Source organism: Pseudoalteromonas sp. TAE79 (genome assembly GCF_000498015.1).
Classification (GTDB): domain Bacteria; phylum Pseudomonadota; class Gammaproteobacteria; order Enterobacterales; family Alteromonadaceae; genus Pseudoalteromonas.
The window spans coordinates 1-23429 of record NZ_AUTL01000156.1; the positions used below are offsets into that span (position 1 = coordinate 1).

The following is a 23429-nucleotide window of genomic DNA, read 5'->3' on the forward strand; positions in this document are numbered from 1 at the left end:
TATGCGGCTAGACAGTGTTTCCTCCAAAAGGTCAACATTGATAGGTTTTATACCGACTTTGTAAGCTTCTTCTAGGGCTAATGTTAGATGTTGTTCTACCTGAAGAGGCGTACTGAGATGTTCAGCTAGATATTCCACTGCTTGGTCTTCAATAACGTCTTTTGGTTTCACATTGTCATTGGTGCATTTATCCAGGAGCCAGTAAATATAATCGCGTAAAATACCCTGCGAGGCATCGAGAGACATGGTAACCGTGCGGTAGCCAACTTCTTCCATTGTGGGAGATTTCAGGTCATTTTTAAGTTTAGGGTGGCCCGCCAATACAATAGATAACTTGCCGCCGCCCTCATGAATGACTTCCATTAGGCGTTTAAGGCCTGTCAGTGTGCGATGGTGCAGGTCATGGGCTTCATCACAAAACAACACAACAGGCTTTTTACTCTTCTTGATGAGCTCCTGCAAATCTCGCTCGCGCTTTTCGCCAAGCTTTGGTACCCGATAGCCATTATCACCTGAAACATCGTAAAACAGCGCTGTGATCAAAGTGGTTAAATTTGTCTTGGATTTTTCCACTGAGAGTGACTTTGCAACTATCACATTTTTTTCAGCAGCTAATTGTTTTTGTATTTTTTCTAGGTAGGTAGTTTTGCCAATACCGACAACACCAGTCAGTGCGATGAGCTGGCCTTCAGGTATGATCTTTTTGAGTTGTCTGAATAACCTTTTGGCCGTGTCAGTTTCAAAGAAGTCTGCATCACGAAAATACTTCTTTATACCAAAGTGTTCCATGACTTCAATTTGCATGTTCTCCACTCCTATTATGGAAATATTCTTTTATTCGTTTCATGACAGCCTCTTTATCTAAAGACTCAGACAAAATAGCATCAATCATATCTCTGTCGCCTTGCGCAAGTATTGTCAAGGGTTTACCTAAATAGTTGGATATGGCAAGCTTGGCTTTCAGTATGTTTTCAAACCGCTTTTCGTTAAACGGGTCTGGATTATCAAATTCTCGCGTTGGTACTGGCTCAACTACGTTCTTCATTGACAAAATAACTTGGTGATTCTCATCGTTTTCAGAGTCCGGTAATTTAAGTGACTTTGCTAGCGTTTCGAGTTTTCCAAGCCGCTTTTCTGTTTTGGTTTGTTTAAACTTACGATATCTATACAAGGGAATTGGACCACTGATCGGAAAATAAGCACCATATCGTTGTCCATCATGTTCAACATACAATTCGTCGTCAAACAGGCCCCACCAAAGTACGACTTGTTCACCTGCGAGGTCGGGATCTACCTCATATACACTACCGTCAACGGGAATTCTGGCATCAATACCTACTTTCCTTTTTTCAGGTTCGCGTGCGAAGGATGAAAAACGCTCCCAGCTGCACATTTGTTTAACAGCACCGTCGATATTCTGCAGCCAGTCCTCCATCCGAGAATGTGGCTCTGCTCGATGTTGATGGTCGTTATATTTCTTCAGGTAATCGCTCAACATCTGACTAGCTTCGACTTCGTTCTTTGGCTCTCGCAAGTGGTAAAGGACCTCGTGGCATTCTTTTACTGTGCGAAAGGCTCTTTCTACTTTACCTTTTGATCTAGCAGTTTTACGCCGTTTGTCCTTGCTATCTGGCATATGTACCTTCACATCAATGCCTAAATACTTCATCACAGACTGAAACACCCGACTTCGTGCAATTGGCCCGTTGTCCATGTAAATCATGTGTGGGATGCCTTGGAAGGGCACATCTGGGTCAGACTTGGGTGACATGGCATTAAAAAGGAAGCGCAGCGCATTACCAGCATCTTCACCGTGTACATTTCGGTATTCCTGATAGCAAACGCCGCTTCTATCATCAACGACAGAGTAAAGCATTAAAATCGGCAGACCTTTAGATTCGTCATACCAAAGCGGTTCGTTCACACTTTTTAAGTCAGAAGGGCTTAAATCAAATTGCCAACACTCGTTGCTGTGTCTAGCCTGAAACCTGACTGCCGGCGTGTTTTTAATAAGGTTGTGTTTGTCTAACCCAAATTGTGCTAGATACCTGTTTATTGTTGTTTTGCTGAGCTTACCTTTTTCTAGCTTGATAAAACCGTATTCTGATTCAACACCCGTACTTTCCAACAGATCAATAGCAACATTCGTTGAGATATGCCGTCCATTCTTGTTGGTGGTGCGAATTTTTAACGCGGCAATAATCTCGCAATACTTCTCCATCTCAGATATAGGAATGACTCTCGATTTGCCTGAATCCGTGCGCTTTAGTGGTTTGGGCTTGTTTACAGAACGTAGTTGTCGATAAAGAGTGCTTTCGGAAACACCATATAAATCACATGCTGATTTAACAATGTTTTTGCGTTCATCGGAGCGCGCAGGGAATAGCTCCATCCGTGAAGACAGATCTAAAAGTACCTCTGGCGCAATCCGTTTGGCTTTCATGGCACAGTTACAGAACCTCTTCTTCAAGTTTTGCCTTGCGGCGTTTGCTAACTTTGGAAATAGTGTGCCTAGAGCAACCTATCGTCCTTTCAATGAAGTTATAACTACGTCCATCATTGAGAAGTTGTAATATCCTGCTATGCAAGTCTTTGTCTTCGCGACGGCCTTTATACTTCCCCTCTATTTTGGCCTTGGCGACCCCCTGCGCTTGCATCCTTCGTCGCTCTTCGTAATTTTTTCTGGCAAAGGCAGCAAGGAAATCAAGCATCATTGAGTTAATTGAAGAGAGAATGCGTTCAGTGAATTCATCGGCGTTGCGCATCAATGCGAAACTGGACGGCAAATCAAGTGAAACAATACGAATATTCTTATCGTTAATCAGCCGCTTCAACTTTTCCCAATCTTCACTTTTGAGTCGGCTTAGCCTGTCTATTTGCTCAACTAATAAAACGTCACCAGGCATGGCGATATCCAGTAACCTAAAAAGTTCAGGCCGATGTAATTTTGCGCCGGATTCATTTTCAATAAACCAGTGAGCAACGCCGAACCCTAATTGTTCGGTAAATTTTTCTAATTCAGCTTTAGCTCTGGTTGCATCTTGCTCTTCGGTTGATGCTCTCAGGTACCCATAAACTCGAAACATAGATTTCAGTGCGTTTTACAATGGTGTCTTAATGTGAGTGCATTATAGGTTTATTTTTTGAATTAATGCACTAAATAATTGCAAGTGCGTTAAGGGTATACTTTAATTGCACCAGATATTTTTGATTCCTCAGCAGTTTCCAAATAAATAATGGTATGCAAGTAGCCCCAAGCCAATGGGATACTACTACCTGGTGAGCATGTCTTTGTTAATTCAAGTAGATGAGGAAGTCATAAAGGAGTTTTTAATACAGTGGAAACAAGCAGTCGAACCTGATTAGCATCAGTAATGAGATTAAATCCTCAGTAAATACGAGCAGAATCGGAAGAATACAGTGGGTTCTTAGGGTCCGAAACCTCAACTAAAATCGAGCAAAAAATGACCTCTGCTGAAAGAAGGGTTCTAGCGGATAATATCAAAAATATACGGTACTTAAGAAGCATGAACTGACCTCAATGTCACCCATACGAGCCAATATACTGGACTAATGAAAGGTGTTTCTCAATATTGAGAGCGCAATGAAGAAACTCTTGCGCTAGATGTGTCTTCTGCGCTCCCAAAGTACGGTTTACTTAGCTTAGGCAGCCATCTTACGGCATTCATCAGCACAAGATTTGCAAGCACGAGCACATTCTTGACAATGATCCGGTTCGTGTTTAGCACAAAGCTCACCGCAAGCTTCACATATGTCAGCACAGAGACGGCAGATTTGCTTGGCATGCTCACTTCCTCTCGCCATTGCTGCCGCAGCTAGCCGACAGATATCAGCACAGTCTAAGTCTGCACGTATGCAATCTGCCATTTTCGCAGGATCAGGCTCCTGCAAACAGGCAGTTGAACAATGGTCGCAGGCAGTTGCACATTTGTAGCAAGCTTCAATACAACTAGTAAATTTATTATGAGACATAAATTATTTCCTCTTGTTTATGGTTTATACACCTAACTTCGGCACTTTGTAGGCAAGCAGCATTTATGCCAGTCGCTTGTTATCGTGCGTATGAAATTCTAATACTCCCCTCGCACCAAGCTGCCGGCAGCTTAAATTGAAGCATCTCTGCGCTCTTAGGATCTGGAGGTACTTAAAAGATTTGTAATAATTCCTTATTATCCTGAAATAATTACAAAGAAAATATAGGAGAGTGAAAGCAGACTTTATCTTCCTCAGCAATATCGTGAACTATCACGTCCTAACGCGGTGCTTGGGATAGCGGGTTGCGCTTTGTGCGGACAGAGTAAATAGCTTCCTGCTCAGTGTTAGGTTCAGCGGCTATCTCTTCTGTTTCATTAAACAGCTCCCCCAGCCCTGGTTACATTGGCTTTGTTGCTTTTCCCATCCTGCTTCTGCTGCACCAGGCGAAACTGTTCCTCCAAAAATTGCGGTTCTCCAGTTGCTCAAAACTGTTCCTCAAGTTCAGCGATGCAGCAATTGCTTCGTTAATTGCACTAAATACCAAATGTGATTAGAAATCTTACCAGATTCAGTAAACCCGAATTCAGATAATAAGTGCACCACTCATGGTTAAACGGTGAGAAGAGATCAACTGCATGTTGGTGGTACTCTGTAATCGCCAAAAAACATGAGTAGTTACCATGAGATACAAGCAGTTGATCGAGGGACAACGATATCAGATCGAGGCCTACTTACGCGAGGGTTTCAGCTACCGGGAGATTGGGAAGCGGTTGAACGTTTGTCACAGCACCATCAGTCGAGAAGTCCGGCGTAACAGCATTCGTGATAATCACTATCTGCCTGAAGTCGCTCACGCTAAGACAGTTAAACGACGATGTCAGGCAGCGAAATCTAGTGTACCAGCGCTGACTATCACGTTCGTCGAGTTCGGATTGAGCCAGAAATGGAGTCCTGAGCAAATTGCTGGCGTAGGTAAAATAATAGGGCATAGCGTCAGCCACGAATGGATTTACGGTTTCGTGCAGCGCGATAAACTCAGTGGCGGCAAGCTGCACAAGCAGTTGCGACATAGTCGTCGCAAGTACCGAAAAGGCAGCCGCGCGAAGCGCGTAATTATTCCGAACCGAGTTGGCATTGAGCGTCGTCCGGCTATTGTTGATAAGAAAAAGCGGTTTGGTGACTGGGAAGCCGACACCGTATTAGGCAAAAACGGTACAGGTGCCATCGTCAGTCTGGTTGAGCGTAAAAGTAAACTGTATCTGATACGAAAAGTGCCAGCGAAAAGCGCCGCTGATGTAAGTCGAGCTATGATTGGCATGCTATGGCGCTATCGCGGCCATGTTAGAACGATTACCGCCGATAACGGGGCAGAGTTCTGCGCTCATGAGCTGGTAGCGGAAAAGCTGAAAACAGATATCTACTTTGCCAATCCGTACTCCTCATGGGAACGAGGATTGAACGAAAACTTTAACGGACTGCTGAGGCAGTACATCCGAAAAGGGACAGACCTGCGAACGGTGACGGACAAACAGATTGCTGCTGTTGAGCGAGCACTAAATGCGAGACCAAGGAAATGCCTTGGGTTTAAACAGCCATCGGTCGTGTTCAACACATTACGAAGAGCAGCTTAATTTAGCGAGTGGTGCACTTCGGGGTTGAATCCGCGAATACACAAAGGTTTCAGCCCATAGTCAGCCTGCTCCGCAAAACTAGCCGCAAACTAGGGAAACTGCGAATAAGTCCCGCAGTTTAACGCTTAGTTAAGCCGCAGCATCACCTGCCTAATTTTTAAACTCTAATTTTGCAATTTAGGCCAATATGCCGTTGTTTTAGGCAGGATTTTGGCCTTATTCCGGGCTATTCCCGGATTTTAGACAGATCTTGGCTGTCGTCGTAACATCTGGTCTACTTTAAACAGGTTCGCCAAGGTGAATAGCATGGCTAACTGTGAGTCATTTTTTATCAATCCCTTATAGCGAGCTTTGATAAAACCAAATTGGCATTTGATGATGCGAAACGGGTGTTCCACCTTCGCCCGAATGCTGGCTTTTAAATATTCGATGTTGATGGCAGTTTTGTTTTTGCGGGGATGCTTTTTCAGTGCCCGAACTTTTCCGGGACGCTCAGCAATCAACTATTCCACATCCTTTTCTTTAAGTTCTTCACGCTTCTCTGCGCCTTGATATCCAGCATCGCCAGAGATGAATTCCTCATCGCCATGCAACAGGTTCTTCATCTGATTCAGGTCATGTTCGTTGGCGGCGGTGGTCACCAGCGTATGAGTCAGACCGCTCTTGGCATCCACACCGATATGGGCTTTCATACCGAAGTGCCACTCATTACCTTTCTTGGTCTGATGCATATCCGGGTCACGTTCATTCTTTTTGTTTTTAGTGGAGCTGGGGGCTTCAATAATCGTGGCATCCACCAGTGTGCCCTGCGTCATCATCACACCGCAGTCAGACAGCCATTGATTGACCGTTTTGAATAATTGGCGAGTCAGCTTGTGTTTTTCCAGCAAGTGCCGGAAGTTCATAATGGTTGTGCGGTCAGGAATGGCTTTATCCAGTGATAGTTGCGCAAATTGACGCATCGAAGCAATTTCATATAACGCATCTTCCATCGCTTCATCACCGAGGCTATACCATTGCTGCATACAATGAATGCGAAACATGGTCTCAAGCGCATACGGACGTCTGCCATTGCCTGCTTTAGGATAAAAGGGTTCAATCACTTCCAGCAGTTGAGACCACGGCAGCAGGTTATCCATTCTGGATAAGAAAATCTCTTTTCTCGTCTGGCGACGTTTGCTGGAAAACTCACTATCGGCAAAAGTTAACTGTTGGCTCATGGGCGGTAATGGCTGTGATTTACTATGCAGCTATGATCTCACATTCAGGACTTATTCGCATCTTCCCTAGCTGAACATCTCAGTACGCCTCTTCAGGTAGAACAACATCTAACATTAGCCCTAGAAGAAGCTTACAAAGTCGGTATAAAACCTATCAATGTTGACCTTTTGGAGGAAACACTGTCTAGCCGCATATATGAAATTGAACCGACACTTATCAGGCATGGTTACAATGAGCGCGTCATTGCTGAACAATTCCGCTATCGCCCATCCGAAATAAGAAAATTATTCTCTGGAGGGCTAGAACCAAATAGAGCGAAAGAAATGACAGCTGAAATGCGTGAAGCAGGACTGCCAATTTAGAGTCGATTAAAGTGGGCCCAAGCCGATGAAATCAGTCCCAGTGTTAATCAATGTGGTTCCATTCTTAATTAAAGTGAGCCAGCCTCATAGGGTAGAATCAATGATTGTGGGTCAGAACATGCTGATAAAATCGGGTCAGGCAAAATAAGATGTCAGGCCGCTACAGCTAGTCATGCTTTGTACATAGCGAAACTCAATTTCATCTAGGTTGCTGGTGGCTATCTGATTAAGGTTAATCAATTTTGCACATTCGTTAGAGCTTTCGATTTTCATTTCGTCAAGAAATCTTGCAAATAAAACCTTTTTAGGACAATTTTGCTTTTGAGGTCGAGTTAGCATTATTAGGTTGCTTGATGCCCTTGTTGTAGCTACGTAGGCTAGTCGTCGGCTTTCCTCTAGTGAAATTGGTATTGCAAGGCTACTGTTATTGGAGCCAAGTAGATCTTTATCCCAGTTAGGTAATATTACGTTTTTAAACTCACGGCCCTTGGATCTATAAATTGTTGTAAGTGTCACACCGCCACTTTGATTGTAAATGGCGGTCATTTTAAATAAGGTGTTGAAGTACTCAAGGGCGCTTTTGCAGCTTAACTGAAGTTTTTCAAGAATGAGTAATAAAGTATCTATTCGCTCTAATGATTCTTCATATTCATCACTAGAAATTGATGTAAAGTTCATAGCCCGTTTTACTTGGCTATCATCTAAGTATTTTTTCAGCACTTCATAAGCGTTTTTAGATGAGATCATTTTTAAACTCGCAATATTTCTAATACGCTCACTAACCTTTTTATAACCAGTGTCCTTACTAGACATACAGATAGTGTCTATTGCTGACGGCCATAATTTAAACGGTAAATTGCTAAGGCGCGTTATTACATCGTCATAAACAGCTTTAGTCACATTAAGACTCGGAAAGCCAAGCAGCTCGAATAAGATGTTTTTTCTTTCATCTTGTAGCAAAACCTCATCTTGATTTGTAATTAAGATGAGTATGTAAGAAAGAAGCCTAATTTCTTTGGAATTCAATAGTGAAAAGTTTGGTGGGATAGAGTAGGGAATTTTTTTAAGTAAAAACGATAATTCATAAAGAATAGACTCAGACCATCTCCTGAGCAAAATAGCATGATCACCATATGATTCACCTACGAGCGCATTGGCCGAGATTATCTTAATAGCTTCGCCAGCCGGTTGCATTGTTTCTATTAAACGAACGCTTGAGTTTGGGGTTGTTGTGCTAGAAGAAACAATTTTGTTAAACCTCTGATTATTGTTTGATATTAGCTTATTAGTAACCAGCGCAATTGAATGGCCAAAGCGATAAGTTTTATTGAGACTTACACGCTGTACGGGAGTAAATGTATTCTCAAAGTTAAGCATAAACGTTGGGTCTGAACCTCTCCAAGAGTACACAGTTTGATCTATATCTCCAGCTACAACAATTGTTGTGCTATCAGACTTAATGGCATTAATAAAATTAAATTGGGACTGATTAATATCTTGATATTCATCAACGAAAATTCGAGTGTAGACTTTTGAGTATGGGGTTATAACAAGTTCAGGGTTGTTTAGCGCAGTGGTAGCGTATGGCACGAAGTCATCATAGAAGAGAAGGCCTTTGCTGCACCTAACTTTCTCAAACCCATGATATGCCGAAACAATAAAACTGCATGTTGGTGACAAATCAAGAGATAGGTAAACATCTTCAGGGGATAGGTTGGTAGATTTAACTAGTGAGATAAATTGCATTATTAGACCGATTGCTTTTTTATCTTCCATCATTTGTTTCTTTTTATAATCAAACTCAAGTAATGATAATTGAGAAATAACAGATGAGCATATTTTCTTCTGGATGCTGCCATCATCGAAACTAACAGTCATACCCAAGGCTTTGAGATAACCTGATTCCTTCAGAACTTGAAGAGCCATAGCATGAAAAGTTTTCACTAAAGTCAGGTTATGTAAGTTACTTGATTGCATCCGATTAGCGAACTCATTCTTAATATCCGAGTTAAACATCAGTACTAATGCATCACTTGGATTTAGTCCACTATCATTAATGTTACTGTTTATTATCTCTAGTAGCTTTGTTGTTTTGCCTGTACCAGGACCTGCAATAATTACCACGTTTTCGTTCAAAGGAAATGCTTGTTTCATTAATTAAATACCTTAACCAGGACTTAAATGCTCAGTAATTTATTTTCACAGATATTGCTAATCCCGCAAGTAAGTTTATGAAAGTAAGTGCATGATAGGATTAAGTTAATTTAACTCTATGTTTATGATATACATAAAGATATTTTGTTGGATAGTTGTTGTTTTAAATTTGAAACCAACAAGTTTACTGCTATACTTTGCTTAGTATTTTTGTATCAATATTGATTTTATATATAAGGCTTTTTTATGAACAATCCGCCAGTTGCTTTAGTGAAAACATGGTATGAGTTGCTTAAGACCGCGCCGACAGAGGAAGCAAAGAGTAGAGCGCAAGAAATGCTATTAGGTGCATTTGGTTCGTTTGAAGGTGTTGCGGCATATTTAAAGAAGAATAATTTAATGTAATAACGACAAACGCTGCCAAAAGGCAGCGTTTTCTTCTTATTCGACTTTAATAATTGTTCTGATTGAGTTTAATAAGAGTTTCACACATAAGCACCAAGTTAACCGCATCGTATACCGTTAAAGCCCCAGCCCTAAAGCTATCTACTTGATTATATTTATCTACTATAATCTTGTTGTTTAGCGCCGCTACCAAGCTTTTCAATTCATAAATAATTTCACTCGTAGCTTTTTTATTACAAAATGGAATTAGGAACTTTGGAACGGGAGGAAAAAGCTCTAATCTTGGGTAAATTCTTAAAGAAACTGTAAAAAAACTCACTTTAAAATGATTGCTAGCAGAGCTTGTTAAGTACACAGCGATAACGGCTATGGCACATATACTGAAAATCAGATAATAAGAATAATACAAACTAATAAACGCACTTAAAGCGGCTAATCTAAAACCAAAATATCTTAATATTTGAATCAAATGAACTCTATAAATGACTTTATCCGCTAATACTTGAAGTGCTGGGTATTCAGTCATATTTCGGCCCTTTCTTTTCTAGTTTTATCAAAATATATTCACTCTCAATGTCATTCATCTCCAATTCCTTAATTGGCAAGTTAGGATTTATGGATGTAAGTGATAAACGCTCAGCTAGAAAGTGGTTAAGACCGATATAGTTAGAGTAAAGCGGTAGGCCGACCGATTCATTAATTGGTAAGGCAATTGATAAAGACTCAATTTGAAATCGGCATTTTATATATTGCCAAAATGGGTTTTCATTATGGGAATTAGTAAAGGCTTGAGTGTTATTTTTTAGGACTTCTAAATTAGGTTCATTTGAGGTTTTCACTTTCTCTATATCAATTTCGCTATAAAAAACTTTAATAAAATTTAAGCGCGAGTTTGTTAAAACCCAAACATAATTAGGTAATAGCGTGTCGTAGAATCCAAGTGCGCCTTTACTCATTTCAGTGCCATGCATTGGAGAGCCATCAGAAGTAGAAGTTATGCCATAAGTTTCGTTATAGAATGAGTAGAGGCTACTTAAATTTAAAGCATCAACAGCAATACTCATCAGATCTTCTTTTGAAGTAACTCGAATGCCAGTATTGGCAGCAAGGCTATTCCCAATTTTTTCAGCAATGAGTTCAAGTTCAGAGTCTGATTTAGGTATATAAATGGGGGAGGTGTCATTCATGATTTTATTCTCGTATTGCGAAGTTGCGATAAGTTGTATTTAATCTATCGCTACTTCGTAATCGTGCAAGCTAGTAACTACGTATATTATTGCAGGGTATAACTTTAGATAAGCTTAAAAAGCTACTTTATGACTGCTTTCCTAATAACTTCTCGATGAGTAGGTCAAACCAGCCAAATGGAAATAAATTGCGAGGCTCTTTAGATTTTTTTTCTTTAGGTTCTTCAACGTACTCAAGTAAAGCTTCATCAAAATAACTAGGGTTATTCAACAACCTGTATAACAATGTATTAGCTTTAGATGTATCTGAATGTAGTTCAACACCATAGGTTTCCGAATAGTACTTACCAATTGCAGCGGAGCGGGATAAACCAGAGTCACAAAATATAATAATGTTTTGTATTTCGTTAATTTGATGTATTTCTTTAATCATTAAAAGTATTCTGAGAGCATGTACCTTACGAGCACAACCGTCAAAATAATTCCAAAATTCTCTACCATGATCTTTTATTTGCTCTACTGAATACGCGGCATCATCAAATGCAATTTTATTAAAGTATCCCCATTCACCAGTAGCTACTTCACGATCAAGTTCAGTACCTGAGTCTCTTACCGCAATTAAAGCAGTATTAGGGCAGGGCTGAAGTAAACGGGCTTCACGTAAAGGAATGACAGAGAGTGAGTGAATCATAATTAACGCTATTAATTGAATGTGTAGTTGAGATGATACATTTAGTTTAGTGAAAAAAAAAGCCACATTTAATGCGGCTTCAACTTAAAGTGTCATGGATACGGTTTTAATTAACTCTCCTAAAGCGTTAAACTGGCTGACTCTAAGCCCCTCTTTTGATTTAAATACTTCAAAGTGACCTAAGCTACCATCGGGGATGAACGCGCAACGGTGATTACTTTTACTGTAAAAAAAAGCCGTATCCAATCCGTTATTTTCTTTGCGGTTTATTGTGAGTTTAGCCTGAACTTGCTGGGCTGAATTGAATAATATGATCGATTCTTGAGTAATCATAATTTCTAATCGTTTATAACTCGTTAGCCAAGAGCCTGAGATTTTATGAAACAACATAAGACCCCCTTAAACCCGAACTGGCATTATTAAAGCCCTAGTCGTATGCTCACCTACTGGCACAACACTAAAAGAATCAAGCTTGTCAGTTTGTTGTTTGAAGTATAAGTTGACATATTTGTACTAAAAGATGGCATAAATTGGAAGTATAAGGTGGCATAGTCTAGTATTTAACCAAATGGTTAGATGGTTGACTCACATGTACAGAAGAAAACTCAAACACTCCCGTGTTAAAAACCTCCATAAATTTGCTAGTCAAAAAAATAAATCTACCTGTTTAGTTGAATCCTCTTTAGAGTTTGATGCGTGTTTCCATTTTGAATTTTCACCATCAATAGCCGCATTTGAAGCACAACCAATCGGTTACGAATATGAGTTTGATAACCGTATTTGCCGTTACACGCCTGACTTTTTACTTACCCACACAGACGGCACGCAAAAATTTATAGAAGTAAAACCGCAAAGCAAAATTGCCGATGAAGACTTTCGTGCACGTTTTATTGAAAAGCAAGCCATCGCTAAGCAGGATGGACGCGACTTAATACTGGTTACTGATAAGCAAATCCGTGTATACCCAACACTCAATAACTTAAAGCTTTTACATCGCTATTCTGGTTTTCAGTCTTTAACAGAGTTGCAAGCATCGGTGCTAGAACTTGTTAAGCAATACGGTTCTATTAAAGTGTGCCAGTTAGTTAGTTTTTTAAAAGTAACTGCCGGTGAGCTACTTGCTACAGTGCTACGATTGTTATCATTGGGGCAGTTATTTGCCGACTTAACTACAAATGAAATATCAATAGAAACAGCAATTTGGTCTAACAATGTTTAATGACGGGCTGTTTGAAGATGAATTTAACCAGCCATTACCAAAAGTAGAGACCAAACCACCTCAAAATTACGCCAAAGATTTACAAGCCCTTCCTGATAAAATAAAAATAACAACATTCGCTAAGCTTAAATATATTCAATGGCTTGAGGGGAATATTCAAGGCGGTTGGACACAAAAAAACCTTGAACCTTTATTAAAAGTAATGCCAGAAGTTGAGGGAGAAAAAAAGCCTAGCTGGAGAACAGCTGCACGATGGTATAGCGCTTATACAAATGCAGATAAAAATATCATTGCGCTAATACCAAGCCACCAAAAAAAAGGGAACAGGGAGCGCGAGACAGCTACCGATAAGTTTTTTGAAAAGGCACTTGAGCGTTACTTAGTAAAAGAAAAGCCATCAGTGGCTTCGGCTTATAAGTTCTATAAAGACTTAGTTATTATTGAAAACGACAGTGTTGTAGGCGGTGTTTTAAAGCCTTTAACATACAAAGCATTCAAAAACAGAATAGATAACTTACCGCAATACGAAGTAATGGTTGCTCGTTATGGTAAACGTCTTGCTGATATTGCTTTTAATAAAGTAGAAGGGCATACACGGCCTACCCGAGTACTCGAAAAAGTTGAAATTGACCATACACCGCTTGATCTTATTTTATTGGATGATGAGCTACATATCCCGCTTGGTCGGCCAACACTTACCATATTAATAGATGTGTATAGCCACTGTATTGTTGGCTACTATTTTAGCTTCAGTGCGCCTAGCTACGATGCAGTAAGGCGAGCAATGCTAAATTCGATGAAACCTAAAAGTGAAGTGGCAAAACTATACCCTGATACTATAAATGAGTGGAAGTGTGCTGGTAAAATTGAAACACTCGTTGTTGATAATGGAGCCGAGTTTTGGAGTAACAGCCTTGAGCTAGCTTGTGAAGAAATAGGCATTAATACTCAGTATAACGCTGTCGCAAAGCCTTGGTTAAAACCAATTGTAGAACGTATATTCGGCACAATAAATACAGAGTTATTAGACCCTATACCAGGTAAAACCTTTTCTAATATTTTACAAAAGCATGAATATAATCCCAAAAAAGATGCAATTATGCGTTTTACGACCTTTATGCAGTTATTTCATAAATGGGTAGTAGACGTTTACCATCAAGATGCCGACAGCCGTTTTAAATACATACCGAGCCAACTATGGGAGCAAGGCTTTAGTACGTTACCACCAACAATGCTGAGTAATGATGATCTACAACGACTAGATATTGTGCTCAGTATTTCAATTCACCCTAAACTTCGAAAGGGAGGGGTATGGCTGGAAAACTTAAGGTATGACTGCACGGAGCTGTCTAATTACAGAAAGCAATTTAGTCACAACGTATCTCATAAGGTTTTAGTTAAGTTAAACCCCGAAGATATTTCTTATGTATACGTATACCTCGATAAGCTAGAGCATTACATAAAAGTACCATGCATAGACCCAAACGGTTACACCCAAAATTTAAGTTTGAATCAGCATAAAATAAACATACGCATCCACCGCGACTTTATTTCGGGCTCTATCGATAATGTAGGCTTAGCAAAAGCGCGTATGTTTATTCATAATAAAATTCAAAACGAGTTTGAAGCGTTAAAAAATGCGCCAAAACACTCAAAAGTAAAAGGCGGTAAAGCGCTAGCTAAGCATCAAAATGTCAGTAGTGATTCACAAAAATCAATAACTCAGTGCAAACCCATAGAGCCCAAAAAGGTCACACCTAAAGAGCAACCAACAGATAGCTGGGATGACTTTATCTCAGATCTAGATGGATTTTAATTATGCTGACCAATAAACAAAAAGAAAAACTAAATGAATTTCGCGATGTATTTATTGAATACCCAATAATAAGCACGGTATTTAACGACTTCGACAGATTAAGACTTGGTAAAGGGCTAGCAGGTGAAAAGCCTTGCATGCTTTTAAGTGGCGATACAGGCACAGGTAAAACAGCACTAATAAAACAGTATAAAGAACGTCACTTACCGCAATTTATTAATGGAGTGATGAACCACCCTGTATTAGTAAGCCGCATACCTAGTAACCCGACACTAGAATCTACTTTAGCTGAGCTTCTTAAAGGCTTAGGGCAAGTAGGCAGCACAGAGCGTAAGCTACGAATAAACGGCACTCGCTTAACGACATCATTAATAAAATGCTTAAAAACGTGTGGTACAGAGCTTGTAATTATTGATGAGTTTCAAGAGCTAATTGAGCACAACCAAGGTAAAAAGCGCCGCGAGATTGCCAACCGATTAAAATACATTAACGATGAAGCGGGTGTATCAATTGTATTAGTTGGTATGCCGTGGGCAGAAAAAATAGCAGATGAGCCCCAATGGTCATCGCGTTTATTAGTAAGGCGGCAGCTGCCTTATTTTAAACTATCAGAAAACCCAAAGCACTTTGTGCAGTTAATAATTGGCCTAGCCAACCGTATGCCATTCACCGAAAAGCCAAACTTAAGTGAGCAAGCAACAGTGTTTGCTTTGTTTTCACTATCAAAAGGTTGTTTTAGAACATTAAAATACTTTTTAGATGATGCAGTATTCTACGCTTTAGTGGGTAACGCAAAAACCCTCACGACTAAACACTTGGTAAAAGCATTTGAAGTACTGTTTCCTGATGTACCAAACCTATTTACCTTGCCGGTTTCAGAAATTACAGCCAGCGAAGTCGAGCGCTATTCACTATACAAACCTGAAAGCGCCCAAGATAAAGATCCATTTATAGCGACTAAGTTTACTGACCGAATGCCGATTAGTCAGTTGTTGAGGAAGTGACAAGTAATTATAAACTAAAGAGCTTTAGCTTTTTTAGTAAAGAAAGCCGATAAAATACAGGTTTATCTTTGCAGAACAGTTAATCATTAGATTTATTAAAAAAACGTTTGGCGGCTTCTCCAATGTACCTACAAAATTCCTCTTCGGTCATCATATTGTGACGCGCATCATAAGTAGCACTGATACTATTATATATGGAACTAGTACCAAAAAAGACAAACGAACCTGATAAGAATCGCTCTACAGGTCTAGCTATTTCTGGTAATTCTTGTCCTTCATAATCATTATATGTCCAGCAGCTATAATCAACATACTCACCGTCTTCAATTTCGCATAAAGACTGGCAAATACCCTCTGAATGGATAGAATTATCTATATTAATAGGTTTAATTTTTTCTAATTCAAGCCTGAAATAGTTCCATTGAGGATCAAAACCAAATGACTCAAAAGTTAACTTTTTAGGTTTCATTATATCTGCACGTGTTCCACTACCAGAGTGAAGTGCAATCATTGAAGGCTCTGAAGGTGTTGTAATCCTATTAATAGTATTTCCTCCTCCATTTGGGTAAAACATATGATTTAAACTTTTTGTAAACGCAATTTGATTGAGAATAGAAATGATTGCATTCTTATCAGTCCATGTAATACTTTTTGGTGTGCCAAGTGGAAATATCCTATTTTGTAGCTCTAGCCACTCTAATAAATTACGCTGTTCAAAGTCTTTATTTAAGCTAATCCATTTTGACAATCTGTTTAAAAAACTCAAAATACTAGGGCGACGTTTTGGGTCATTATCAGTGCATTCGATAAGTAAATTATCTAGTTCAGTCGTATAAATGTCAGGGCAATATTGGCTTATTCCAATTACAGAGTTAGGATTATATTGTCCATCAAAACCTTTATGTTGATCAGTGATAAGTATCCATAATGATTTAGCTAAAGAGTACACATCTGCTGGCAAACCATCAGATCTATCAGCTTGCCTTCTCATTTCTGGCGCCATAGTGTACTTGGCTCCTATATCTCTTCTTTCTGGTGTTATATCCTCTTTTCCAGGGTATTGAACTAGGCCAAAATCAGTGAAGTATGGTCGGTTATTGTAAATGAGCATATTTGCTGGTTTTATATCTCTGTGTGCTATTTTTTGCGAGTGAAGTTCTTTGAGTGTTATCGCCAACTTTATAAATTCACTCGCAACCTCTATTGGGGTGAGGTTTTCACAATATTTACTAAAATCTTGCGCGGCCGGCATCATAAACCAAGGAAATTCACTTTTTGGATCATCAGGTAAATAAGAATCTATCACATGCATAACGCCATCAATTTTTAGCTTTGAAAGAATAGAGACTTCATTTTGAAAACGTTTATAGTTAACTACATCTATATTTATTAAAAACTTTATAGCGTAGAAGGCTTCCTGCTCGTGGTTAACCACTTTCCATACTTCTCCATTACCTCCTTTTCCCAATAGCTCTAGTAATTCACAACCATTAAAAATAGTACCAATTTTGATTTTTCTTCTTTTACTCATGAATTTTCCATAATTTAATTTTTTGCAGGTAGTATTTGTATTTTCAAATCGTACTTGCGTATAAAATAATTGGATTCTTTTACTACTGCCAACTTTTCCTCAAAAAATGATAAGCAAGTATTTATAATGCTTTCAGGCTTTAGTAAGTGCTCTAATTTACCTGAAACATTCATTTTCTCTGCTTGCTCGACAAAGAGATTGTAATTATGGGAAAGTGGAAATTCGTTTTTTAGTAGCTCAAATATGTATTTTGTATCTATGGGGGTATTGATTGGATAGCTGTCAATAAACTCTGCTAACTTACTAAATATTAATATATACCAGCGATCAAACATCCAAAGTTGAGGGTGTGTATTATTTGTTTTTAATAAAGCCGGATACTTGGGTTTTTTAACATTAAAATTTTCGTTGGAAGCCATATCGCTTTGTGAAGCAAGCCAGATTTTCCATTTTGGGTAATCATTTGAAAAATATCTATCTTGCTCTAATGCATAAACGTCAGCATAGTTTGTTACGTGCTCTATAAACTTATACTTTTTTAGTTGTTCTTCTTTTTCAGCAATTGCTATAAATTTGGCTCTTTCGAAAGCCGAGTCTGGTGGTGTAAAGTTAAGCCATTCGAACTTAAATCGTTTTGATTTTTTTATTCGACCTACGATGATTTGGCCTGATTCTTTTTTGAGGATATCGGGGGTATCATGTTGAAATAAAAGGGCAACATTTAACACTCGTTCTTGATTAGAGTTATTAAGAGCTACGCATTTCAATAGTAAAAAATGTTCATGCTCTGCTTCAAGTAAAACTTCTTTAAAATGTATACTTTTACTTTTTACTACTTGGGCAGATAAATCGTAATTTTTACCATTGATATTATGGTTAAATCCAATGTTGTGGCTGGGTATTTTTAATCGTTGTCGCTTTTTTAAGTTATCAAATTTACGTAGAGCTTGTTTTCTTGACTCTTCAATTTGTTGTCGAATTTTTTTATTCATTTCTATTTGATTGAGTTCAACTTTTTGATTAATCTCTTCTTTTAATTGATCCTCACACCAACCAAATAACCAATTAGACGTATCATCATTATGCTTAAGAGCACAATTTACATCAGCATAATCCGAATCAATATAAACTGATAAATCATACTCTAAGGAAGCGAGCTTTTCTTCACGATAAAAGTTAATTTTCTCTGCTGAGCAAGGCGATGTTACCTTAATTTCAACTAATAAATCACCGACATCAGTTTCTAACTTCACATCGGCGATGTATTTGTTATGAATGCTATATTCAAGTTTTGCAGAGTTAATTAAGGCTTTTCTACTAGGTTCAGTTTTACTGTAACCTCTATGATAAATAGTAATTTCTGGAAGGTTTATTGTTTTAGCCGTTAAAAAATATTCTTGAGCGTACTGATGCAAAGCGGTCATTAAGCATGTTCTAGACTCTTCTTTTGTAGTATGAGCAAATGAATGAGCATTTATAGTGCCGCCATTGCGTGCAATTAGAGGGTCATTACATGCGATACAAAAGCAATTACATGCTTTACCATTTTTGACATTATTTATTGAAACAATCTTACCCGAAGCATCGCTAGCAAAAACAAGCATAAAATCCCTTTTAACTCATAAATGTATAGTTTAAGACATTACTAATTAAGTGTATATTTAAAAACTAAAATATCCTTAGTACACTTATGGGTTAGATACTAAGAGAATCTTAGCAAGATGTTTTTTATAGCTAAGGTTCACATGGAAACTCCAACACCTTCACGCCTAAAATCTGCAAGAAAAGCAGCTGGCCTTACTCAGCAACAGCTTGGTATGGCATTAGGAATGGAGCCAAATACGGCTAGTGCTCGCATGAACCAATACGAAAAAGGCAAACATGCCCCTGACTTTTTAACCATGAAACGCATTGCTAAAGAGCTAGATGTGCCAGTAGCTTACTTTTACTGTGAAGAAGATACTTTAGCAGAGCTTATATGTGTACTCGGTACGCTTACAGAAAAACAGCAAAAAGAATTACTAGGGACTTTAGCTGAGAACCAAAAATAGTGGGTCAATATGGATATCAATACAAATTTAATAGAAAGAATCGGAAAAATTGATGATAAGTTTTGGCTATTGGAAAGTACCCGTCAAATAAATTTTTTTATTGGGCCTAATAACTCTGGTAAAAGTAGAAAGCTGAGAGAGCTTTTTAAGGATGAGCAAAAGGGATGGACTTATGACATTTCAGATGTAAACATAAATGTTGTGGCTAATGAGTTCCTAGACTACCTAGAAAAACTTTCAAGTGGGTATTCGCCATTTAATAGATTAAATAATTTTCATGAAGTTAAGCTTAGAGACTGTCTAAAAAAAATTAAAAGCCAGCCAAATAATTTTGAAACTTTCATAGCAGCTTTGCGTTCGGCCTCAAAATACGACCCTAGTCATAGCTCATCAAATGATGAAAAAGGCTTTCGAGACATTTTAATTAAATGGATAGATAAAAACTTTGGTATGTCAGTTGAAAAACTTGTGACTGAATATCAAACAAGAAAATGGCCTAAAGTGTATATCCCTACTCTGAGAAGTTTGAGACAAGTATCCCCAGAGGATCTTTTTAAGTCTCGAACTATAGATGATTATTTTCCTCCAGAACTAAAAGATGCAGAAATATTTACTGGTCATAGTATGTATGAAGATTTGAAAACCCATCTGTTAGGCTCTCACGACAAACGGCAAAAAGTACGAGAGTTTGAAAAATATCTTTCTGAAAACTTCTTTTTTGGCAATGATATCTCTCTGGTTCCGATGGTAAAGAAGGATGTTGTTTATGTTAAAGAAGGTGAGGATGAAGATCGAGCTATCTACGATTTAGGCGATGGCATACAGTCAATAATCATCTTGACGTTTAAAGTGTTCATGGCTGAAAAACCGACGATGTTTTTTATAGAAGAACCAGAACACTTTTTACACGCTGGACTTCAGAGAACGTTGATTGAAACATTTGCAAAGCATAAAGAACATATGTTTTTTATGACTACTCACTCAAACCACTTTTTAGATTTAGCACAAGAGCGTAACGATATTTCAATTCAACAAGTTTCAAGAATAAATGGGGAGAGTAAAGTCCAAGCTTCCCTTGATTATGGTGAGTTACTAAATGAGCTTGGTGTACGAGCATCGTCGGTACTTCTTGCTAATTGTTCAATTTGGGTGGAAGGCGTTACTGATAAGCTATACTTGCGAGCCTATCTAAATAAGTACATAGAAGAGCTCGAAGATGAAGATAAGAAAAGTAAGCTGAAAAGTTATCATGAAAATCTTCATTTTGTTTTTACAGAGTACCAAGGCAGTAATATAACTCACTGGGATTTCAGTGATGATGTTGAAAATGATGGAAGTGAAACCCCCGCTAAAAGACTCAGCAGAAATATCTTACTAATAGCTGACGCAGATATCGATGGTAAAGGTGAGCGTGTTAAAAGCTTAAGGGGAGCTTTGGGTGATGCATTTTATTTACTTGACTATAAGGAAATTGAAAACTTTATACCCTTTGGTATTTTGATTGATACTGCTAAAGCTAGATGGGGAACTTTTAAACAGAGAACTGATAGTAATATCGATAGATTTGAAAATATGAAGGAAGAGCTATTTAAATCTAATAGGTATGGTATTGGTGAAGTATTAGAGCGCTATGTCGACAAAGCTGATGGACTTGAACGGAAATTCTATTCTGACAAATCAGGTACAATTAAAGACAAAGTTAAATTTTGTCATACTGCAATTTCACTAATGAATGAGTCTGATGATTGGAAGTTAACGCCAGAGCTAACTTCGCTATGTGAAACGGTCTGGGATTTTATTGAATCACATAATCAATAACTGCTTATGTGATTCGATCTTTTAGATGTAAGTGAGCAGATTCTGAAATATCACATCCAACAGCTTGTCGATTTAAGTTATTGGCTGCTACTAAAGTAGCTCCTGAGCCAAAAAAAGGATCAACGACGAGTTCATTTTCATTACTGCTTTGCGAGATGAGTGTTTCAATTAACTTAACTGGCTTTTCAGTAGGGTAGCCCCTGTATACTCTTTTACATGTGAGGATATCTGGAACGCTTAGATCATTTAACTTGCGCTTACCTTTCTCGAAAAAAAGAATATATTCGTGTCTAGCTCTGTAATGATAGCCCATTCCAATAGTCACTTTATCCCAAATTATTGGCTTCCAAAACTTGAAACCTACGTTTTCAGCTATTGGCTTAATATAAAACATTGTTTCCTGATCGCAGAATAGATAAAAATGCGAACCTTTTTTCAGCACTCTGTAAATTTCAATTAGTAGTTCTTCAAAGCGATTATTTGGGAATATGTCGAACCACTGATTACTTGACGATTTACTTACTTTTAAGCGAGTGGTGGTTCCTATTTTTCGATGTTTTTCTAATGATTCGTAGGGTGGATCAGTAATTAAAAGATCAACACTTTCGGTTGAAAGTGTTGATAACCAATTTACCGCATCATCTTTATGTACTTGCATTAAATCTCTTTAGTTAAAGTGTGCAGCACAAGCGGCCATTGTGAAAAGCTTTCGAAGCAACGCCCTTTTTTAATCGTCGACAATCAATGCAATAGCTTTGATATCCATCAGGGTTGCGAGCCGTTTTACGAGCAGGAGTAATACCAAAAGAAGCCGGATATGGATGGAATATATGTTCAGAACTATTAGCGTCTGAACAATGAGGGCATGATTTAAACTTTTGACCGGTTGATGAATCTTTCTTTTGAACCATGCCGCTATTTAAAGCTTTGCCACAGCAGTTACAAGCCATAAGAATCTCCTTATAAGTTAGCTTTGTATTTTTAAATTTGAGTTTTTTATGTTACTGGCTATTAATACATCCTTTAGAAATGCCGTAACGCTCTCTACAGTATCAGATATTGTACTTTTGTGAAGTACGAATGATTTAACGATAATTATTTTTGACTATCTAATTTATTTAGCCTAAACCTAAACTAAGATTTTCTTAGTTTAGGTTGGCGATGCATTTTTTAGTTCAAACAAAACCTTATCCTGATGAGGCGCTTGAAAGCTATTTACTCAGGCTTGCAAGGGATAACTCATACGATGGCTATAGTGAGCTTGCTGATATTTTGTGGCAATGGCTTGCAGAACAAGATCATGAACTTGAAGGTGCGTTGCCGTTGGAGCTGACTAAGGTTGATGTTTATCATGCTAGGCAAGCGAGCAGCTTTAGAATAAGAGCGCTTAAGTTAGTAGCCCAATTAGCAGATGTAAACGCTGGTAATATTCTTTCGCTTGCATGGCGGCGCAGTAATTTTAAATTTGGCAACCTTGCCGCAGTAAGTCGAAATGAACTGGCTATTCCCCTTGAGCTACTTCGTACTGATAACATACCTGTTTGCATTAAATGCTTGTCTGAATCTTCCTATATTCCTTTTTATTGGCACTTAAAGCCCTATAAAGCGTGCCATAAGCATAAAGCACAATTAACTATGCATTGTAAGGAATGCGATGACTCAATTGATTACAGAGCTTCTGAGACGTTTTTAGAGTGCACTTGTGGTTGTGGTTATAAACCAACCAGTAGTGAACAGTTAAACGATGCAGACTTTAAAATTGCATCTGCGCTTGCAGGTAGTAACAGCCATAAAATAGTGGGGTTGATATCGTGGTTTGCGAAGGTTAAGCAACTTGATGTAAGCGATGCTGACTTTAACCGTACCTTTGTTGATTACTTTAGTACTTGGCCTGATAGCTTTAACGCTGAATTAGATTTACTCACAAACAATGCGCGGCTTAAGCAACTTAACCCTTTTAATAAAACTAAGTTCAACTCTGTATATGGCAATGTGATCCGTGATGCTCAAATAGCCGCAACAACTAACCGTAAAAACAAAGTTCTTGATGAGATTATTAATTACTTTGTCGAATTAGTTGATAATAACCCTAAAACTAAACATCCAAATATTGCTGACTTACTGCTTTGTACTTTTGATACAGCAGTATTATTAAACACCACCACAGAGCAGATTTATAGGCTTCATCAAGAAGGCTTTTTAAACTGCGCTTACCCACAAAAAAAGCACGAACAGCTCAGAGCTGATAGCCATGTTTTTTATTTACGCCAAGTAATTGAACTACAGCAAGCATTTGCAGCTGAAAAGCCTCAAACAAAAAAACAATTTATAGCGCCGTGGTAA

The 23429-nt window shown here is 38.4% G+C and carries 22 protein-coding genes and 1 pseudogene; 9 read left to right on the forward strand and 14 right to left on the reverse strand.

The annotated features are described in order from the left end of the window. The 4 genes from L655_RS0111755 to L655_RS1000000128510 form a co-directional block, all read right to left on the reverse strand. A partial coding sequence (locus tag L655_RS0111755) for an AAA family ATPase (RefSeq protein ID WP_024605131.1) occupies positions 1-804 on the reverse strand: 804 nt, incomplete at its 3' end. Further along, positions 794-2428, reverse strand: a complete 1635-nt coding sequence (locus L655_RS0111760; protein ID WP_125825553.1) for a DDE-type integrase/transposase/recombinase — start codon at positions 2426-2428, stop codon at positions 794-796. The genes L655_RS0111755 and L655_RS0111760, both read right to left, overlap by 11 nt. 22 nt (positions 2429-2450) lie before the next feature. Continuing rightward, on the reverse strand, positions 2451-3086 hold the full coding sequence (locus L655_RS0111765; protein WP_004587123.1) for a recombinase family protein: 636 nt from the start codon (positions 3084-3086) through the stop codon (positions 2451-2453). A gap of 577 nt (positions 3087-3663) precedes the next feature. Further along, complete coding sequence (locus tag L655_RS1000000128510) at positions 3664-3993, reverse strand: four-helix bundle copper-binding protein (RefSeq protein ID WP_004587124.1); 330 nt, start codon at positions 3991-3993, stop codon at positions 3664-3666. A gap of 344 nt (positions 3994-4337) precedes the next feature. On the opposite strand from L655_RS1000000128510, the gene L655_RS1000000127730 reads away from it, so the two are divergent. Both L655_RS1000000127730 and L655_RS0111780 read left to right on the forward strand, forming a co-directional pair. Next, positions 4338-4550, forward strand: coding sequence for a hypothetical protein (locus L655_RS1000000127730; protein ID WP_158000948.1), 213 nt, complete (start codon positions 4338-4340; stop codon positions 4548-4550). 126 nt (positions 4551-4676) lie between these two features. Further along, positions 4677-5627 carry an IS30 family transposase gene (locus tag L655_RS0111780; protein WP_004587125.1) on the forward strand — a complete coding sequence of 317 codons (951 nt, stop codon included), beginning with the start codon at positions 4677-4679 and terminating at the stop codon, positions 5625-5627. Positions 5628-5866: 239 nt separating this feature from the next. On the opposite strand, the pseudogene L655_RS01000000125525 reads toward L655_RS0111780, so the two are convergent. Together L655_RS01000000125525 and L655_RS0111790 are read right to left on the reverse strand one after the other, a co-directional pair. Further along, positions 5867-6847, reverse strand: a pseudogene (locus L655_RS01000000125525) (IS5 family transposase). A 498-nt stretch (positions 6848-7345) separates the two neighbouring features. Next, complete coding sequence (locus L655_RS0111790) at positions 7346-9364, reverse strand: ATP-dependent helicase (protein ID WP_024605095.1); 2019 nt, start codon at positions 9362-9364, stop codon at positions 7346-7348. A 246-nt stretch (positions 9365-9610) separates the two neighbouring features. Here L655_RS0111790 and L655_RS1000000127590 point away from each other — a divergent pair, with 246 nt between their 5' ends. After that, complete coding sequence (locus tag L655_RS1000000127590) at positions 9611-9769, forward strand: hypothetical protein (RefSeq protein ID WP_024605096.1); 159 nt, start codon at positions 9611-9613, stop codon at positions 9767-9769. A gap of 46 nt (positions 9770-9815) precedes the next feature. Here the strand turns inward: L655_RS1000000127590 and L655_RS0111800 are convergent, their stop codons facing one another. The 4 genes from L655_RS0111800 to L655_RS0111815 all read right to left on the reverse strand — a co-directional run bounded on the left by L655_RS0111800 (position 9816) and on the right by L655_RS0111815 (position 12037). Next, positions 9816-10295, reverse strand: coding sequence for a hypothetical protein (locus L655_RS0111800; RefSeq protein ID WP_024605097.1), 480 nt, complete (start codon positions 10293-10295; stop codon positions 9816-9818). Then, complete coding sequence (locus L655_RS0111805) at positions 10288-10956, reverse strand: hypothetical protein (RefSeq protein ID WP_024605098.1); 669 nt, start codon at positions 10954-10956, stop codon at positions 10288-10290. Before L655_RS0111805 ends, L655_RS0111800 begins: the two co-directional genes overlap by 8 nt. Positions 10957-11083: 127 nt before the next feature. Further along, on the reverse strand, positions 11084-11647 hold the full coding sequence (locus L655_RS0111810) for a hypothetical protein (protein ID WP_125825551.1): 564 nt from the start codon (positions 11645-11647) through the stop codon (positions 11084-11086). Between the two features lie 84 nt (positions 11648-11731). Then, positions 11732-12037, reverse strand: coding sequence for a hypothetical protein (locus L655_RS0111815; RefSeq protein ID WP_024605100.1), 306 nt, complete (start codon positions 12035-12037; stop codon positions 11732-11734). 199 nt (positions 12038-12236) lie between these two features. Between L655_RS0111815 and L655_RS0111820 the strand changes: the two genes are divergently transcribed. Genes L655_RS0111820 through L655_RS0111830 form a run of 3 tightly spaced genes read left to right on the forward strand, consistent with a single transcriptional unit; the run spans position 12237 to position 15686 of the window. Next, positions 12237-12866, forward strand: coding sequence for a TnsA endonuclease N-terminal domain-containing protein (locus L655_RS0111820; protein ID WP_024605101.1), 630 nt, complete (start codon positions 12237-12239; stop codon positions 12864-12866). Continuing rightward, entirely contained in the window at positions 12859-14682 is a 1824-nt protein-coding gene (locus L655_RS0111825) for a Mu transposase C-terminal domain-containing protein (RefSeq protein WP_024605102.1), read from the forward strand. Before L655_RS0111820 ends, L655_RS0111825 begins: the two co-directional genes overlap by 8 nt. Positions 14683-14684: 2 nt before the next feature. Further along, on the forward strand, positions 14685-15686 hold the full coding sequence (locus L655_RS0111830) for a TniB family NTP-binding protein (RefSeq protein ID WP_024605103.1): 1002 nt from the start codon (positions 14685-14687) through the stop codon (positions 15684-15686). Positions 15687-15765: 79 nt separating this feature from the next. Here L655_RS0111830 and L655_RS0111835 read toward each other — a convergent pair whose 3' ends face one another. Continuing rightward, positions 15766-17217: a protein kinase gene (locus L655_RS0111835; RefSeq protein WP_024605104.1), complete on the reverse strand. Its 1452-nt coding sequence runs from the start codon at positions 17215-17217 to the stop codon at positions 15766-15768. Between the two features lie 14 nt (positions 17218-17231). Next, complete coding sequence (locus L655_RS0111840; RefSeq protein WP_024605105.1) at positions 17232-18821, reverse strand: hypothetical protein; 1590 nt, start codon at positions 18819-18821, stop codon at positions 17232-17234. A 141-nt stretch (positions 18822-18962) separates the two neighbouring features. Here L655_RS0111840 and L655_RS0111845 point away from each other — a divergent pair, with 141 nt between their 5' ends. Both L655_RS0111845 and L655_RS0111850 read left to right on the forward strand, forming a co-directional pair. Then, positions 18963-19268: a helix-turn-helix transcriptional regulator gene (locus L655_RS0111845; RefSeq protein WP_024605106.1), complete on the forward strand. Its 306-nt coding sequence runs from the start codon at positions 18963-18965 to the stop codon at positions 19266-19268. 9 nt (positions 19269-19277) lie between these two features. After that, positions 19278-21086, forward strand: coding sequence for an AAA family ATPase (locus tag L655_RS0111850; RefSeq protein ID WP_024605107.1), 1809 nt, complete (start codon positions 19278-19280; stop codon positions 21084-21086). Positions 21087-21090: 4 nt separating this feature from the next. Here the strand turns inward: L655_RS0111850 and L655_RS0111855 are convergent, their stop codons facing one another. Both L655_RS0111855 and L655_RS0111860 read right to left on the reverse strand, forming a co-directional pair. Next, positions 21091-21744, reverse strand: coding sequence for a site-specific DNA-methyltransferase (locus L655_RS0111855; RefSeq protein WP_024605108.1), 654 nt, complete (start codon positions 21742-21744; stop codon positions 21091-21093). 13 nt (positions 21745-21757) lie between these two features. Further along, on the reverse strand, positions 21758-22036 hold the full coding sequence (locus tag L655_RS0111860; protein ID WP_024605109.1) for a hypothetical protein: 279 nt from the start codon (positions 22034-22036) through the stop codon (positions 21758-21760). A gap of 211 nt (positions 22037-22247) precedes the next feature. On the opposite strand from L655_RS0111860, the gene L655_RS0111865 reads away from it, so the two are divergent. Beyond that, positions 22248-23429 carry a TniQ family protein gene (locus L655_RS0111865; RefSeq protein WP_024605110.1) on the forward strand — a complete coding sequence of 394 codons (1182 nt, stop codon included), beginning with the start codon at positions 22248-22250 and terminating at the stop codon, positions 23427-23429.

What these genes read in the sequence shown, in the direction of transcription:
- L655_RS0111765 (WP_004587123.1), bottom strand. Translation starts at nt 3,086, where the DNA reads ATGTTTCGAGTTTATGGGTACCTGAGAGCATCAACCGAAGAGCAAGAT.
- L655_RS1000000128510 (WP_004587124.1), bottom strand. Translation starts at nt 3,993, where the DNA reads ATGTCTCATAATAAATTTACTAGTTGTATTGAAGCTTGCTACAAATGT.
- L655_RS0111780 (WP_004587125.1), top strand. Translation starts at nt 4,677, where the DNA reads ATGAGATACAAGCAGTTGATCGAGGGACAACGATATCAGATCGAGGCC.
- L655_RS0111790 (WP_024605095.1), bottom strand. Translation starts at nt 9,364, where the DNA reads ATGAAACAAGCATTTCCTTTGAACGAAAACGTGGTAATTATTGCAGGT.
- L655_RS1000000127590 (WP_024605096.1), top strand. Translation starts at nt 9,611, where the DNA reads ATGAACAATCCGCCAGTTGCTTTAGTGAAAACATGGTATGAGTTGCTT.
- L655_RS0111800 (WP_024605097.1), bottom strand. Translation starts at nt 10,295, where the DNA reads ATGACTGAATACCCAGCACTTCAAGTATTAGCGGATAAAGTCATTTAT.
- L655_RS0111805 (WP_024605098.1), bottom strand. Translation starts at nt 10,956, where the DNA reads ATGAATGACACCTCCCCCATTTATATACCTAAATCAGACTCTGAACTT.
- L655_RS0111810 (WP_125825551.1), bottom strand. Translation starts at nt 11,647, where the DNA reads ATGATTCACTCACTCTCTGTCATTCCTTTACGTGAAGCCCGTTTACTT.
- L655_RS0111815 (WP_024605100.1), bottom strand. Translation starts at nt 12,037, where the DNA reads ATGTTGTTTCATAAAATCTCAGGCTCTTGGCTAACGAGTTATAAACGA.
- L655_RS0111820 (WP_024605101.1), top strand. Translation starts at nt 12,237, where the DNA reads ATGTACAGAAGAAAACTCAAACACTCCCGTGTTAAAAACCTCCATAAA.
- L655_RS0111825 (WP_024605102.1), top strand. Translation starts at nt 12,859, where the DNA reads ATGTTTAATGACGGGCTGTTTGAAGATGAATTTAACCAGCCATTACCA.
- L655_RS0111830 (WP_024605103.1), top strand. Translation starts at nt 14,685, where the DNA reads ATGCTGACCAATAAACAAAAAGAAAAACTAAATGAATTTCGCGATGTA.
- L655_RS0111835 (WP_024605104.1), bottom strand. Translation starts at nt 17,217, where the DNA reads ATGAGTAAAAGAAGAAAAATCAAAATTGGTACTATTTTTAATGGTTGT.
- L655_RS0111840 (WP_024605105.1), bottom strand. Translation starts at nt 18,821, where the DNA reads ATGCTTGTTTTTGCTAGCGATGCTTCGGGTAAGATTGTTTCAATAAAT.
- L655_RS0111845 (WP_024605106.1), top strand. Translation starts at nt 18,963, where the DNA reads ATGGAAACTCCAACACCTTCACGCCTAAAATCTGCAAGAAAAGCAGCT.
- L655_RS0111850 (WP_024605107.1), top strand. Translation starts at nt 19,278, where the DNA reads ATGGATATCAATACAAATTTAATAGAAAGAATCGGAAAAATTGATGAT.
- L655_RS0111855 (WP_024605108.1), bottom strand. Translation starts at nt 21,744, where the DNA reads ATGCAAGTACATAAAGATGATGCGGTAAATTGGTTATCAACACTTTCA.
- L655_RS0111860 (WP_024605109.1), bottom strand. Translation starts at nt 22,036, where the DNA reads ATGGCTTGTAACTGCTGTGGCAAAGCTTTAAATAGCGGCATGGTTCAA.
- L655_RS0111865 (WP_024605110.1), top strand. Translation starts at nt 22,248, where the DNA reads ATGCATTTTTTAGTTCAAACAAAACCTTATCCTGATGAGGCGCTTGAA.